Annotated in this window: 10 protein-coding genes, 1 rRNA gene and 1 riboswitch; of the genes, 5 read left to right on the top strand and 6 right to left on the bottom strand. The window is 68.1% G+C overall.

From position 1 onward, the window contains the following. Positions 1–57: 57 nt before the first annotated feature. Positions 58–1,881: an acyl-CoA dehydrogenase gene (locus ACOZ38_RS43030; protein WP_424536591.1), complete on the bottom strand. Its 1,824-nt coding sequence runs from the start codon at positions 1,879–1,881 to the stop codon at positions 58–60. 144 nt (positions 1,882–2,025) lie between these two features. Beyond that, a complete protein-coding gene (locus ACOZ38_RS43025; RefSeq protein ID WP_424536590.1) occupies positions 2,026–2,583 on the bottom strand; it encodes a hypothetical protein in 558 nt (185 codons plus the stop codon). Positions 2,584–2,667: 84 nt separating this feature from the next. Continuing rightward, positions 2,668–2,736, top strand: a riboswitch (guanidine-III (ykkC-III) riboswitch). 8 nt (positions 2,737–2,744) lie between these two features. Here ACOZ38_RS43025 and ACOZ38_RS43020 point away from each other — a divergent pair. Further along, positions 2,745–2,996 carry a CBU_0592 family membrane protein gene (locus tag ACOZ38_RS43020; RefSeq protein ID WP_424536589.1) on the top strand — a complete coding sequence of 84 codons (252 nt, stop codon included), beginning with the start codon at positions 2,745–2,747 and terminating at the stop codon, positions 2,994–2,996. Between the two features lie 63 nt (positions 2,997–3,059). After that, positions 3,060–3,425, top strand: coding sequence for a VOC family protein (locus ACOZ38_RS43015; RefSeq protein WP_424536588.1), 366 nt, complete (start codon positions 3,060–3,062; stop codon positions 3,423–3,425). Positions 3,426–3,549: 124 nt separating this feature from the next. Here the strand turns inward: ACOZ38_RS43015 and ACOZ38_RS43010 are convergent, their stop codons facing one another. Further along, a complete protein-coding gene (locus ACOZ38_RS43010) occupies positions 3,550–4,002 on the bottom strand; it encodes a hypothetical protein (RefSeq protein WP_424536587.1) in 453 nt (150 codons plus the stop codon). 150 nt (positions 4,003–4,152) lie between these two features. Here ACOZ38_RS43010 and ACOZ38_RS43005 point away from each other — a divergent pair, with 150 nt between their 5' ends. Continuing rightward, a complete protein-coding gene (locus ACOZ38_RS43005; RefSeq protein WP_424536586.1) occupies positions 4,153–4,602 on the top strand; it encodes an N-acetyltransferase family protein in 450 nt (149 codons plus the stop codon). Positions 4,603–4,608: 6 nt separating this feature from the next. Here ACOZ38_RS43005 and ACOZ38_RS43000 read toward each other — a convergent pair whose 3' ends face one another. After that, positions 4,609–6,624 carry a molybdopterin-containing oxidoreductase family protein gene (locus ACOZ38_RS43000; protein WP_424536585.1) on the bottom strand — a complete coding sequence of 672 codons (2,016 nt, stop codon included), beginning with the start codon at positions 6,622–6,624 and terminating at the stop codon, positions 4,609–4,611. Positions 6,625–6,973: 349 nt separating this feature from the next. Here ACOZ38_RS43000 and ACOZ38_RS42995 point away from each other — a divergent pair, with 349 nt between their 5' ends. Next, positions 6,974–9,517, top strand: coding sequence for a lysylphosphatidylglycerol synthase transmembrane domain-containing protein (locus tag ACOZ38_RS42995; protein ID WP_424536584.1), 2,544 nt, complete (start codon positions 6,974–6,976; stop codon positions 9,515–9,517). Between the two features lie 10 nt (positions 9,518–9,527). On the opposite strand, the gene mgrA is transcribed toward ACOZ38_RS42995, so the two are convergent. After that, positions 9,528–10,535 carry an L-glyceraldehyde 3-phosphate reductase gene (gene mgrA / locus ACOZ38_RS42990; RefSeq protein WP_424536583.1) on the bottom strand — a complete coding sequence of 336 codons (1,008 nt, stop codon included), beginning with the start codon at positions 10,533–10,535 and terminating at the stop codon, positions 9,528–9,530. Beyond that, positions 10,532–12,616 (bottom strand): S9 family peptidase, encoded by a 2,085-nt coding sequence (locus ACOZ38_RS42985; RefSeq protein WP_424536582.1) that lies wholly within the window; start codon positions 12,614–12,616, stop codon positions 10,532–10,534. Before ACOZ38_RS42985 ends, mgrA begins: the two co-directional genes overlap by 4 nt. Before the next feature lie 572 nt (positions 12,617–13,188). Between ACOZ38_RS42985 and ACOZ38_RS42980 the strand changes: the two genes are divergently transcribed. Beyond that, positions 13,189–14,710 (top strand): 16S ribosomal RNA (locus tag ACOZ38_RS42980). Positions 14,711–15,011 lie beyond the last annotated feature (301 nt).

The raw sequence follows: 15,011 nt of genomic DNA, 5'->3' as shown, positions 1-15,011 counted from the left end.
AAGGGGAGGAAGCCGGTCGGCTCCCTCCCCACTTTGTGAAACGCTATCGCCGAGGCGTCAGAACGCGTCCTCGGGAAGGTCCATCAGGGTCTGGTCGGTGGTGGTGAGGGTGCGGCGCTCGGCGGCGAGGCGCGGCAGGACGGTCGAGGCGAAGAAGGAGGCCGCGGCCACCTTGCCCGTGTAGAACGCCTTGTCGCGGTCGGAGTCGCCGAGGGCCTTGAGCGCCACCTCGGCCTGGCGGAGCAGCAGCCAGCCGATCACGAGGTCGCCGAGGCCCAGCAGGAACCTGGTGGTGTTGAGGCCGACCTTGTAGACCTCCTTCGGGTTCTCCAGGGACCCGATCGCCCATCCGGCCATGGTGTCGGCCATCGCCTTGATCTCGTCGGCGGCCTCGTCGAGCAGCTTGCGCTCCTCCTTGAGCCTGCCGTTGCCGGCCTCGGAGGCCGCGAAGGCCTTGACGTCCGCGAGCAGGGATCCGAGCGCGGCACCCTGGTTGCGCAGGACCTTGCGGAAGAACAGGTCCTGACCCTGGATCGCCGTGGTGCCCTCGTAGAGCGAGTCGATCTTGGCGTCCCTGATGTACTGCTCGATCGGATAGTCCTGGAGGTAGCCCGAGCCGCCCAGCGTCTGCAGGGAGCGCGACAGCATCTCGTACGACCGCTCGGAGCCGACGCCCTTGACCAGCGGGAGCAGCAGGTCGTTCATGGCCTCGGCGGCCGTGTCCCTGGCGCCGTCGAACTCGGCGATCTGCACCGTGTCCTGGAAGGTCGCCGTGTGGAGGACGAGCGCGCGCATGCCCTCGGCGTACGCCTTCTGGAGCATGAGCTCGCGGCGTACGTCCGGGTGGTGGGTGATGGTGACGCGCGGAGCGGTCTTGTCGGCCATCTGGGTCAGGTCGGCGCCCTGCCTGCGCTCCTTGGCGTACGCCAGCGCGTTGAGGTAGCCGGTGGACAGGGTGGCGATCGCCTTGGTGCCGACCATCATGCGGGCGTGCTCGATGATCATGAACATCTGCTTGATGCCCTCGTGCACTCCGCCGATGAGCGTGCCCACGGCGGGGTGCTTCTCGCCGAAGGTCAGCTCGCAGGTCGTGGAGGCCTTGAGGCCCATCTTGTGCTCGACGTTGGTCACGTAGACGCCGTTGCGCTCGCCCGGCTCGCCGGTCTCGAGGTCCACGTTGTACTTCGGCACGAGGAACATCGACAGGCCCTTGGTGCCGGGTCCGGCGCCTTCTGGGCGGGCGAGCACCAGGTGGAAGATGTTGTCGGCCATGTCGTGCTCGGCGCTGGTGATGAAGCGCTTGACGCCCTCGATGTGCCAGGTGCCGTCGGGCTGCTCGACGGCCTTCGTGCGGCCGGCGCCGACGTCCGATCCCGCGTCCGGCTCGGTCAGGACCATCGTGGCCCCCCACTGCCGCTCGATCGCGTGCTCGGCGAACCGCTTCTGCTCCTCGGTGCCGATCACGTGCAGCACGTGCGAGAAGGCGGGGCCGCTTGAGTACATCCAGATGGCGGGGTTGGAACCGAGGATCATCTCGGCCGCCGCCCAGGTCACGCTGCGCGGCAGGCCGGGGCCGCCGAGCTCCTCAGGCAGGTCCAGGTTGGTCCAGCCCGCGTCCCTGAAGGTCTCGAAGGACTTCCTGAACTTGGGCGGCATCGTCACCGTGCTGGTGGCGGGGTCGAAGACCGGCGGGGTGCGGTCGCCCTCTTCGAAGGAGTCGGCGAGCACGCCCGTCGCGAGACGGTTCATCTCATCGAGGACGCTTCGCACGGTGTCCTCGTCCACCTCGGCGAAACGCCCGGTTCCCAGGATCTCGCGGCGGCCGAACACCTCGAAGAGGTTGAACTCCAGGTCGCGGACGTTGCTCTTGTAATGGCCCATGGCTGCGGGTCTCCTTGAACCAGACGGGTGGCTTCAGAACCGTACTCGTCAGTAACCTTACCTCCTATGCTACCCGCGAGTAACCCCTAACAACCGGGGCGAACGTGGCGTTCACCACTAACTAGCCACCGCGTAAGTTCCCGGCTACGCACCGGATCGGCTCCGGAATCGGCGTACGGCGACGGCCAGGTCCGCCGCCCCCAGAGCGCCCGCCAGGCAGGCCACGGGGATCACCGGGAGGACGTACCTGTGGTCGAAGTCGAGCACGGCCACCGGGCCCACGAGCAGGAACATCGCCACGCCCCAGGGCAGCAGCGCCGAGCGCGGCCCGGCCAGCGCGCCGACCCCACCCAGCAGCAGGATGGCCGCGATCATCGGGCCGCGCAGGTACGCCGGGTACTGGTAGGCCATGAGGAAGCCCGCGTACGGGTCCACGGACCGCAGGCCCCGCACGCTCGGGTCATACTCTTCGCGCACCTTCCGGACGAGGGGGTAGTCCGGCAGCCCCCACTGTCCCCGGGCGAAGCCGAAGGCGGGCGTCGTCCGCTCGGGGTGCCGTACGGGCGTCCAGGCGAAGGTCAGCGCGGTGTCGCGGGCCACGTCGGCCAGGTAGTCGAGCGGCTGGGCCAGGATGGCGCGCAGCGCGATCCCATAAGAAAGTTGTCCGCCGGCGAGCCGCCCCCGCGGGCGGATGGAGCCCACGGGGGGCCAGCCTGGCCTCAGGCAGAGCGGTGAGATGTCTCACCAAGAGCGGATCGGAGGAGTGAAGTTTGCTAGGTTCCACGGCAGAGGCCCCGTTCGGGGATCTCCCGGACGAGTAGTGCGTCGTACCCGGCCCAGCGAAGACGACGCGCGCACACACCATGACTCAGATCATCCAGATCGCCGGCGCGATCATCATCCTGTCGGCCTTCCTGCTCGCGCAGCTGAAGGTCCTGAACTCCGAATCCAAGGTCTACCTGGTGCTGAACCTCGCCGGTTCCGCGGTGCTGACCTGGGTGGCGCTGGAGGACCGCAACTGGGGATTCCTGCTCCTCGAAGGCGTATGGGCCGCGGTGTCCGCGGTGAGCCTGGCCCGCGTGCTGACCGGGGGAGATGCGGCCGCCGGACACTAGGAAACCGGCTTGACGGTTTTGCCGGTGTTGCGGTTGGCTTTGCGCATGATTGGCATTCACACTGTGACCGTTGACTGCGCCCAGCCGTACGAGCTCGCGGAGTGGTGGCACCAGGCCACCGGGTGGCCTTTCCACGAGGCGACCGAGAAGGATGACGACGAGGTCATGCTCATGGCCCCGAGCGAGCCTCACCTGCTGTTCATCCGGGTGCCCGAGGGCAAGCAGGCCAAGAACCGCGTCCACTTCGACGTGACGGCACAGGCGGGCGGCACCCGCGACCAGGAGGTCGAGCGGCTCGTCGGCCTCGGCGCCGAGCAGCACGAGGACCACCGCAACCCCGACGGCACGGGCTGGGTCACCCTTCTCGATCCCGAGGGCAACGAGTTCTGCGTGTGCCGCGGCCAGGCCGAGCGCGACGCCGCGAGCTGACCTTGTAAGGCTCCTCGGAAAACGCGGCGCCTCCCGGGGGAACGTCACCCGGGAGGCGGAGTAGGACGCGACTCCCGGAGGAGCCGCGCGCGGAGGTCACGGGGCCGGCCGCACCCTTGGGGGGTTACTTGGCCGACTGGGCCCTTCCCTTCATGGACAGGGTGACGATGGCCGCGATCAGGTACACCAGCGCGCCGCCCCACAGCGCGTCCCAGGCGGCGCCGAACACGCCTTCCTGGTCGAAGACGAGCTGGACGGGATACATCACGACGGCGGCGAGGATGCCCGGGTACAGGGCGAACCTCCACGGGTGGCGCAGCGACCAGAGCCTGGCCTGCCGGGTGACGCGGTCTCCCACGTTGGGCTTGCTCACGGCGCCGATGGCGGCCACCAGGCTGAAGACGCTGATGCCGAGGCAGAGCGCCCAGGTCAGATCGGCCGGACCCGGGAGGACCACTCCCATGACATAGCTGATCGCCGCGCTCGCCCCACCGGTGATCGCCGCGGCCTTCCAGGGCGCGCCCCGCAGGGCCGCGCCGGCGAGCGACATCTCGTCGCGTCGAGTCAGTTCGTTCATGTCCACCAGATTGCCCTGGGCCACGGGGTTGGCACATCGGGGGACAACCCTGGTTGTTCCCCGGGTTGCCGCATCCGGGATCAGTACAGAGCCGACGTGGCCTCCGCGTATCGGATTCCCACGTCAGGAGGGCACCGATACCCTTTGAGCATGTCTGTGATCTTTCGTCCCGCTCGCCGGGAAGACGTGCCCCTGATCGTGGCCATGCTCGCCGACGATCCGATCGCCGCGGCCAGGGAGGGCGACCCGTCGGACGAGGCCTACCTGGCCGCCTTCCAGGCCATCGCCGCCGATCCCCGGCAGGAGCTGGTCGTCGCCGAGGCGGACGGCGAGGTGGTCGGCACGATGCAGCTCACGTTCGTCCCCGGGCTCTCCCGCAGGGGCGGCGAGCGCGCCCTGATCGAGGCCGTACGGGTGGGCGCGTCCATGCGGGGGCAGGGGCTTGGCCGCGCGATGATGCGGTGGGCGATCGACCGGGCCCGCGAGCGGGGCTGCCGGATGGTGCAGCTCAGCAGCGACAAGGCCCGTGCCGACGCCCACAGGTTCTACACCTCTCTCGGCTTCGTCGACTCCCACGTGGGTTTCAAGCTGGGCCTCTGACCTCGCTCACCCAAGGGCCGCGATCTCCACGAGGTTGTCGTGGTAGACGGCGCCCCTGCCCATGTCGGCGTCACGCTCGTCGACCAGGGCGTTGACGTTGGCCCTGCCGGGGTTGAGCTTCGGCCAGCTGCCCTTGGTCGTCGCGACCACCCCCGGGGCGACCCGGTCGCTGATCTCCAGGTGCGCGATCATCTCGCCGTTGTCGTTGAACACGCGGACGCGCTGCCCGTCGCTCAGCCCCCGGCCGGCGGCGTCCTTCTCGTTCACCAGGATCTTCGGCCCTCCCGCGCGGCGCGCCAGCTCGGGGTTGTTCCCGAACACCGTGTTGAGGAACGTGTGCGCCGCCGGCGTGATCAGCGCCAGCTTGTACGGCCCATCCACGGTCGCCGAGAACGGCGGGACGTACCCCTCGTTCTCGGGGACGAACTCCAGCTTGCCCGAGGCCGTGGGGAACCCCTCGGTGAAGGGCACGAAGGGGGCCGGGTAGTTGAGCCTGGCCCACCCCTCCCGGCGCAGCCGCTCGACCGTGATGCCGTCCAGCGCCGCGTGCCCCCCGGACAGGAGCTGCTCAGCGATCTCCAGATCGGAGTCGTAGAGGGCGGGCTCCGTGAGCCCCAGGCGGCGGGCCACCCTGCGGAAGGTCTCCGTCGTCGACAGGCACTCGCCGGCCGGGGGCACCGCGGGCTCGTTCCAGACCAGATACATGTGGCCGTATCCGTGGTGCAGGTCGGTGTGCTCGAACTGCATGGTGGCCGGGAGCACGATGTCGGCGTAGTCCACCGTGTCGGTGGGGAACTGCTCCATCACGACCGTGAACAGGTCGTCCCGCAGGAGCCCCTTACGGATGCGGTTCTGGTCGGACGTGCTGCCCATGGGGTTCGCCGCGTAGACCCACAGGCACTTGACGGGGTTCTCGGTGTCCTCAAGGCCGTCGGCGAGCCGGGTCATCGTCAGGGTGCGTACCGGCCTGTCCAGCAGGTCGGGCCGGGTGTCCGCCTGGATGGGGACGAGGCCGCTGGTGGAGTACGCGACGCCTCCTCCGGGGTGCTTCCAGTCGCCGGTCACGCCGGGGATGCAGGCGATGGTCCGCATGGCCGTGCCGCCGCCCCGGTGGCGCTGGATGCCCATCGTGGCCCGGATGCCGGTCGGACGGGTGTGCGCGAGGCGTACGCCGAGGGCGCGGATGTCCTTCTCGGGGATCCCGGTGATCTCCGCGGCCACCTTCGGCGGATATTTCCGGATTTCTCGCTCGAAGTCATGCCAGCCTGTGGTGTGGTTCTCCAGGTAGTCCCGGTCCTCGGCGCCCTCGTCGAGCACCACGTGCATCAGCGCGAGCGCGAGCGCGGCGTCGGTGCCCGGCCTGATCGCCAGGTGCTCGTCCGCCTGGTCGGCGGTACGGGTCCTGATGGGGTCGATGGCGACCACGTGGGCCCCGCCCGCCCGCGCCTCCTGGATGAACTTCCACAGATGGTGACCGCTGGTCAGCGTATTAGTGCCCCAGAGCAGGATGAGCTTCGACAGGGCGAACGTCTCGGGGTCCATGCCGCCCGGGGTGCCGTTCGTGCGGGTCAGCCCGAGGTTGCCGGCCCGGGCGCAGATGTTCAGATCGTGGTTCGACGCGCCCAGCGCGTTCCACAGGCGCCGCCCGGCGTACCCCGACTCGCCCTGGATGTAGCCGAGTGTGCCGGTGCCCTGGTACGGCCAGATGGCCTCGCCGCCGAACTCGTCGATGATCCCCGTCAGCCGCCGCGCGATCTCGTCGAGAGCCTCGTCCCAGGTGATGCGCTCGAACCGTCCCGAGCCCTTCGGCCCGACCCGGCGCATCGGGTGCAGGATGCGGTCGGCCGCCTTCGTGTGCTCCAGGTAACGGTTGACCTTCACGCACAGGGCGCCGCGGGTATAGGGGTGGTCGCGGTTCCCGCGCAGGCCCACGGCCTCGCCGTCCTCGACCTTCACCACCCATGAGCAGGTGTCCGGGCAGTCCAGCGGGCAGGCACCCAGAACGTTCAGCACACGGGTCATGTGCCAACGCTACCTGGGCGCTTCATGACCGTGCCATGGCGCCCTCCGGCGGTGACGACCCACCTGCCACCTGGGGCGACTCACCACGCCATACTTACGGACGATGCGCGGCGGCCTTCCGCACCGGCACCATGGATGACGTCCCGTCCATCTGATCCCTCTGTGGCGAGCGCGCCGTAGAGTGTCAGCGAATGGCCGGGGTGCACCAGTTCGCCGGTGACGTTCGAGGCCCACGCCGGCGCGAGGCGGGTGCCGAGACAGGTCGCCGGAGCGTGGTCGGCTCCGCGCCATCACCGTGAACAGAGGTTAGGGAAGATCATATGACCCGAGACGTGCGCAGACGCCGGCGGTGACCGACATAAGGGAGCGCGACGAGGCACAGGAGGCCGCGGGGGGAGACATCTCCGTGGCCGGACCTGCCACGACCTCGGAGAGCCCGGAAGCCATATCGGTTCCCGCCTCGGTCGCCACGCCCCTGGCCGGCGGCGACTCCCCGGCCCCCACTGAGTCCTCCGGGCCTTCTGGAGCTCCCGAGCCCGCCGTGCTCGTCGTCGAGCCACTGCTGCCCCAGCGCATCCGCCGGCCTTCGGACGCGCTGCGCTTTCTCGCCAGCCTGCTCGCGCTCGCCGCGGTCGTCCTGCTGGCCCTCGTCGCCAAGCAGACGCTGAACGGCCTCGAAGCCGACGTCACCGACGGTACGAGCCGGGCGCCCGAGCTGCTGATCGGGGTGGCGAGCTTCCTCGCGGGCACGGCCGTGCTCGCCGTCCCGGCCGCGTTCGCCGTCGAGCGGGTGTTCCACCGTGACGGGCTGCGCGTCGCGGAGGGCCTCATCGCCGCGATCATCGGCATGCTCGTCTCGTTCGCGCTCGGCGAGTGGCTCGCCGTCGCCGGGCCCGGCGACCTGCGCCAGCTGCTCACCGGCGGACGCCAGGTCGAGCCGCTCAACACCCTGCTGACCTCGGTCGTCGCCTACGTCACCGCCGTGCGCATCTCCCGCCGCCCGACCTGGCGCACCCTGATGTGGATGGCCATCGCCCTCGACGTCTTCGCGTTGTTCACCGGCGCCGAGGCCACCGCGCTCGGCGTCTTCGTCACCTACCTCGTCGGCCTGGCCGTCGGGTACGCCACCCTGTACGTCGTCGGCAGCCCCAACACCAGGCCTCCCGGCAGCACCGTCGTCGCCGCGCTCCGCCGCCTGGGGTTCGTGCCCGCCAAGGCGCGGCGCATCTCCGACGACGCCCAGGGCAGCCGCCGCTACGCCGTGACCATGACCGACGAGCGCCGCTACGACGTCACCGTGCTCGACAGGGACCGCCAGGTCGCAGGCGTCCTCTACCGGCTCTGGCGGCGCATCAGGCTCAACTCCGAGACCCGTCGCCGGGCCATCCGCTCGCTCCGCGCCGAGCTGGAGCGCGAGGCCCTGATGGCGTACGCCGCCCAGGCGGCCGGGGTGAACACCCCCTGCCTGGTGGGCACCAGCGAGATCGGCACGGACGCCGCGCTGCTGGCGTACGAGCACCTGGACACCAGGGCGATCGAGGACGTCCCCGACGAGGAGCTCGACGACGAGCTGCTCATCAGGATCTGGAAGCAGGTGGAGCTGCTCCAGGCACAGCGCCTCGCCCACCGCCGCCTCACCGGCGACAGCATCCACATCGGCGCGGGCGGCGACGTGGTGCTGATGGACGCCCGCAGTGGCGACATCGCCGCGGGCGACCTGCTCCTGCGCCTGGACGTCGCCCAGCTGCTCACTTACCTCGCGCTGCGGGTCGGCCCGGAGCGCTCGGTGATGTGCGCGTCCAAGGTGATCCCCAAGCAGGCCCTGGCGGGCGCGCTCCCGCTGCTGCAGCGCATCGCCCTGACCAGGGGCACCCGCGCCGAGGTCAGCAGGGACAAGGAGCTGCTCCCCGCGCTCCGCGAGAACATCCTCGCCCTGACCCCGCAGGTGGAGGTCGAGGAGATACGGCTGGAGCGGTTCCAGCCCCGCACGCTCGTCACGATCATCGCCAGCGCGCTCGCCGCGTACTTCCTGCTCTCCCAGCTCAGCAGGGTCAACCTCGTCGAGGTGATCACGTCGGCGAAGTGGGGCTGGGGCGGCATCGCCCTCGTCGCGGCCGGCATGAGCTATCTCGCCGCCGCGCTCATGCTCCGGGGTTTCGTACCCGAGAAGCTCCCCCTGGGGCGCACGGTGCTGGCGCAGTTCGCGGGATCCTTCGTCAAGCTGGTGGCGCCCGCGGCGGTCAGCGGCGTGGCCATCAATTCCCGCTACCTGCAGAAGCGCGGCATCTCACCCGGGCTCGCCGTGGCGAGCGTGGGAGCCTCGCAGCTCGTCGGGCTCTGCTCCCACATCGTGCTGCTGCTGCTGTTCGGGTACGCCACCGGCACCAAGGCCGCCCCGTCGGTCAGCCCGTCCCGAGGCCTGGTCATCGGCCTGCTCTCGGGCGCCGTGCTCGTACTGGTCGTGCTCGCCGTGCCGCAACTCCGGCGCATGATCACCGCGCGCATGCGCCCGTTGTTCTCCGGAGTGATACCGAGGCTGCTCGACGTGCTGCAGTCGCCCCGCAAGATCCTCGAAGGCTTCAGCGGCACTCTGCTGCTGACGCTCGCCTTCGTGGTCTGCCTGGACGCCTGCGTGCGGGCCTTCGGCGGCTCGCTGAGCTTCACCGCCGTGGCCGTGGTGTTCCTGGCGGGCAACGCCATCGGCTCCGCCGCGCCCACCCCTGGCGGGCTGGGCGCGGTCGAGGCCTCTCTCTCGCTCGGCCTGACGCTCTCGGGGCTCCCGGGTACGGTCGCCACCTCGGCCGTGCTGCTGTTCCGGCTGCTGACCTTCTGGCTGCCGGTGCTTCCCGGCTGGGCGTCGTTCGCCTGGCTCCAGCGACACAACGCCCTATAGCCTCGCGGGGCTAGACGATCGGCGTGCCCGGCTGCGCGATCTCCTTCTCGATCGCGGCGAGCTCGTCGGACGAGAAGCCCAGCTTGTCGACGGCCGCGATGTTGTCCTCCAGCTGCTTGACGCTGCTGGCGCCGATCAGCACCGAGGTGATCCGCGAGTCGCGCAGCACCCACGCGAGGGCCATCTGCGCGAGGGACTGGCCACGGCCGGAGGCGATCTCGTTCAGCGTGCGCACCCGCTGGAGCACCTCGTCGGTGAGCTGGCTCGGCCGCAGGAACCGCTCCTGGGCCGCGCGGGAGTCCTCGGGGACGCCCTTGAGGTACCGGTTGGTCAGCACGCCCTGCGCCAGCGGCGAGAACGGGATGCAGCCGACGCCCTCCTCCTCCAGCACGTCGAGCAGCCCGTCCTCGACCCAGCGGTCGAACATGGAGTAGCGCGGCTGGTGGATGAGCAGCGGCGTGCCCATCTCGCGCAGGATCCTGGCCGCCTCCCTGGTCTGCTCGGGCGTGTAGTTCGAGATGCCCGCGTACAGGGCGCGGCCGGACCGCACGGCGGTGTCGAGCGCCCCCATCGTCTCCTCGAGCGGGGTCTCGGGGTCGGGCCGGTGGCTGTAGAAGATGTCGACGTAGTCGAGCCCCATGCGCGAGAGCGACTGGTCGAGGCTGGCCAGGACGTACTTGCGCGAGCCCCACTCGCCGTACGGGCCGGGCCACATGTCGTACCCGGCCTTGCTGGAGATGATCAGCTCGTCGCGGTACGGGCGGAAGTCCTGGGCGAAGATCTGGCCGAAGTTCGTCTCGGCGGAGCCGGGCGGCGGGCCGTAGTTGTTGGCGAGGTCGAAGTGGGTCACGCCAAGGTCGAAGGCCCTGCGCAGCGTGGCTCTCTGGGTGTCGATCGGCTTGTCGTCCCCGAAGTTGTGCCACAGCCCGAGCGACACCGCGGGCAGCTTGAGCCCGCTCCTGCCGGTCCGGTTGTAAGGCTGCCTCTCGTAGCGGTCGTTCGATGCCGAGTACGTCACTTCGTGTCTCCTGTGTCTTCGGTCTTTCCCGCGCCGACCCGGTCGAGGATCCACGACAAGGTGAACGCCTCCTCGTGCCATGCGTCGTACCGCCCGCTCCTGCCTCCGTGACCGGCGCCCATCTCCGTCTTCAGGAGGAAGGGCCCACCGCCCGCGGTGGCGCGGAGCCGGGCGATCCACTTCGCGGGTTCGTGGTACAGCACCCGGGTGTCGTTGAGGCTGGTGATCGCGAGGATCGGAGGATATACCCGGTCATCGATGTTCTCGTATGGGGTGTACGACTTCATGTACTCGTAGACGTCGGCGTTGTGCAGCGGGTCGCCCCACTCGTCCCACTCGATCACCGTCAGCGGCAGCGACGGGTCGAGGATCGTGTTGAGCGCGTCCACGAACGGCACCTCGGCCACCACGCCCGCGAACGCCTCGGGCGCGAGGTTCGTCACCGCGCCCATCAGCAGGCCACCGGCGGAACCACCCCTCGCGACGACGTCGCTCGACCAGCCGGACTCCTTCAGATGCCGGGCGGCGGCCACGAAGTCGCTGAAGGTGTTCTTCTTGCGGGTGAGCTTGCCCTCCTCGTACCACCGCCTGCCCATCTCGCCGCCGCCCCTGACGTGGGCGATCGCGAAGACCAGGCCGCGGTCGAGCAGGCTGAGCCGCGCCACGGAGAACGACGGGTCGATCGAGGTCTCGTAGCTGCCGTAGCCGTACAGCACCGTCGGCGCGGGCCGCTCGGTGCCCTTCTTCACGACGATGGAGATCGGGATCCTCGTGCCGTCCTCCGCGACCGCCCACTCGCGGAACTGCTCGTAGTCTCCGGGCTCGTACCCGCCGAGAACCGGCCGGCGCTTCAGGAGGATGAGCTCGCGCCTGGTGAGGTCGTAGTCGTACACCGACGGCGGCGTCACCATCGAGGCGTACGCCAGCCGCAGCCTGCCGGTGTGGAACTCCGGGTTCCCCGCGGGCTCCGCGGTGTGGATGGGCTCGGGGAACGAGATCTCGTACGGCTCGCCGTCCGACGGCAGCACGCGGATGCCGGTGAGGCCGTCGCGGCGGAAGTGGACGACCACGTGGTCGGAGAACGCGTCGACGTCGAGTAGCCGGGTGTCCTCGCGGTGCGGGATCAGCGGCGTCCACGCGGCGGTGTCGTCGATGGGCGCGGTGGCCAACTCGAAGTTCTCGGCGCCCTCGTTGTGCAGGACGAGGAAGCGGTCGCCCGCGTGGTCGACGGAGTACTCGACACCGGTCTGGCGGGGCCGCACGACGGTGAACTCCCCGGTGGGGTAGTCGGCGTCGAGGATGCGGACCTCACTGGTGATCTTGCTTCCCGCGCCGAGCACCAGGTAGCGCTCGCTCCGGGTGAGGCCGATGCCGACCCAGAAGCGCTCGTCGGTCTCCTCGTAGACCAGCACGTCATCGTCGGCGGGGGTGCCGATGATGTGGCGGTAGACGCGGTACGGGCGCCACGCCTCGTCGATGGTCGTGTAGAAGAACGCCGAGCCGTCGGCCGACCAGGCGCCGCCGTAGAAGATGCCAGGGATCTCGTCGGCCAGGATCTCGCCGCTCTCGAGGTTCTTGAACCGCAGCGTGAAGCGCTCGTTGCCGCTGAAGTCGGTGGAGTAGGCGAGAGTGGTGCCGTCCGAGCTGATGGACGAGGTGCCGATCGCGAAGAACGGGCTGTCGCCGGCCAGCTTGTTGCCGTCGAGCAGGACCTGCTCACCCTCCAGCGCCACTCCCGGCTTGAGCTCGGGAGGGGTGTCGCCCGTCGCCAGGAGGCGGCACTGGATGCCGTACTGCTTGCCCTCCTCGGTGCGGGAGTAGTACCACCAGCCGCCCTTGCGGGTGGGGACGGAGAGATCCGTCTCCAGGGTGCGGCCCTTGATCTCCTGGAAGATGGTCTCCCGGAGGTCCTGGAGGTGTTCGGTCTCGCCCTGTGTGAAGGCGTTCTCCGCCTCCAGATAGGGGACCGTGTCCGGGTTGTCCTTGTCGGCCAGCCAGGCGTAGTCGTCGATCACGGTGTCGCCGTGATGAGTGCGTTCGGCCGGAACCTTCTTCGCCACGGGAGGCGTGTCGCTGCTCACGTCGCCGAGTCTATGGCGAGGGCTTGGCCGCCCAACTGGCGTGACGCGGGTCTGTGAAGCCGGACTGTGCGTCGGCGCCCGCGAAGGCTGCTAATCTTCTGTTGTCGGCATCGCCCGGCACAACCCCAAACCTTCGCCTCGGCGATCTGGCGTGGACACGTGCCTGCGGTGACCGCATCCCCTTGAACTTCGAAGGTCTGAAATCGGGACTTGCACTACCCGGTCTCATCGGGTAAGTTAGAGGGGTTGCCCTGGAGACGGGGCGGTCTGAATCCTAGTGGGTTCGGGTGGCTGGAAGTCAAGTGCCTGCAAAGGCGCGGTTTGCTCCCGGTTAAACGGCCTTGTAAGATGAAGACATACGAGATGGAAGCCCCGGAGTTCGGGTCCACGTGGTGGGTTCGGGTGATGGTGTACGCGTCCGTTTCTTGAGAACTCAACAGTGTGTTAAAAGCCAGTGCATGAATATGCATACCTCCGTCTTCCGCATGCTCGTTTGTGGGTGTGTGGGGATGGTTTCCTTTGGTTGACATCGCACATGTGTGTGTGGTGTTCGCCGGGATTTCTTCAGACATTGTTTGGAGAGTTTGATCCTGGCTCAGGACGAACGCTGGCGGCGTGCTTAACACATGCAAGTCGAGCGGAAAGGCCCTTCGGGGTACTCGAGCGGCGAACGGGTGAGTAACACGTGAGTAACCTGCCCCTGACTTTGGGATAAGCCCGGGAAACTGGGTCTAATACCGGATACGACCAGCCTTGGCATCGGGTGCTGGTGGAAAGTTTTTTCGGTTGGGGATGGACTCGCGGCCTATCAGCTTGTTGGTGGGGTAGTGGCCTACCAAGGCGACGACGGGTAGCCGGCCTGAGAGGGCGACCGGCCACACTGGGACTGAGACACGGCCCAGACTCCTACGGGAGGCAGCAGTGGGGAATATTGCGCAATGGGCGAAAGCCTGACGCAGCGACGCCGCGTGGGGGATGACGGCCTTCGGGTTGTAAACCTCTTTCAGCAGGGACGAAGTTGACGTGTACCTGCAGAAGAAGCGCCGGCTAACTACGTGCCAGCAGCCGCGGTAATACGTAGGGCGCAAGCGTTGTCCGGAATTATTGGGCGTAAAGAGCTCGTAGGTGGCTTGTCGCGTCTGCCGTGAAAGCCCATGGCTTAACTGTGGGTCTGCGGTGGATACGGGCTGGCTAGAGGTAGGTAGGGGCAAGCGGAATTCCTGGTGTAGCGGTGAAATGCGCAGATATCAGGAGGAACACCGGTGGCGAAGGCGGCTTGCTGGGCCTTACCTGACGCTGAGGAGCGAAAGCGTGGGGAGCGAACAGGATTAGATACCCTGGTAGTCCACGCTGTAAACGTTGGGCGCTAGGTGTGGGGTCCTTCCACGGATTCCGTGCCGTAGCTAACGCATTAAGCGCCCCGCCTGGGGAGTACGGCCGCAAGGCTAAAACTCAAAGGAATTGACGGGGGCCCGCACAAGCGGCGGAGCATGTTGCTTAATTCGACGCAACGCGAAGAACCTTACCAAGGCTTGACATCGCCCGGAAAGCTCTGGAGACAGAGCCCTCTTCGGACTGGGTGACAGGTGGTGCATGGCTGTCGTCAGCTCGTGTCGTGAGATGTTGGGTTAAGTCCCGCAACGAGCGCAACCCTTGTTCCATGTTGCCAGCACGCCCTTTGGGGTGGTGGGGACTCATGGGAGACTGCCGGGGTCAACTCGGAGGAAGGTGGGGATGACGTCAAGTCATCATGCCCCTTATGTCTTGGGCTGCAAACATGCTACAATGGCCGGTACAGAGGGTTGCGATGCCGTGAGGTGGAGCGAATCCCTAAAAGCCGGTCTCAGTTCGGATTGGGGTCTGCAACTCGACCCCATGAAGTCGGAGTCGCTAGTAATCGCAGATCAGCAACGCTGCGGTGAATACGTTCCCGGGCCTTGTACACACCGCCCGTCACGTCACGAAAGTCGGCAACACCCGAAGCCCGTGGCCCAACCAGCTTGCTGGGGGGAGCGGTCGAAGGTGGGGCTGGCGATTGGGACGAAGTCGTAACAAGGTAGCCGTACCGGAAGGTGCGGCTGGATCACCTCCTTTCTAAGGAGCATCTGGCTGAGCTCGCGGGTGCGTCGCAAGGTCGTCGCATCGGGGTTTGGTCCATGGTCGTGTTCGCAAGCGTTCGTCTTGTGCGCGACCTGCTCATTAGTGGAGCACTGGCTAGTCGGATCGTCGGGGTCGTCCCGGCGGCTGGTACCGCCGTGGGCCTTCTCTTTGGAGGGGGTCGCGGAGTGGGAACGCTGTCGTGGGGGTTCGGGTGGTTCGAACACACTGTTGGGTCCTGAGGAAACGGGCCGAAGCGCGGGGCCGCTGTCGCAGCTGTTGCTGTGGGGTTGCGGTC

Source organism: Sphaerisporangium viridialbum (assembly GCF_049674955.1).
In the GTDB taxonomy this organism is placed as follows: Bacteria; Actinomycetota; Actinomycetes; order Streptosporangiales; family Streptosporangiaceae; genus Sphaerisporangium; species Sphaerisporangium viridialbum.
This window is presented reverse-complemented; position numbering and strand designations above follow the sequence as displayed.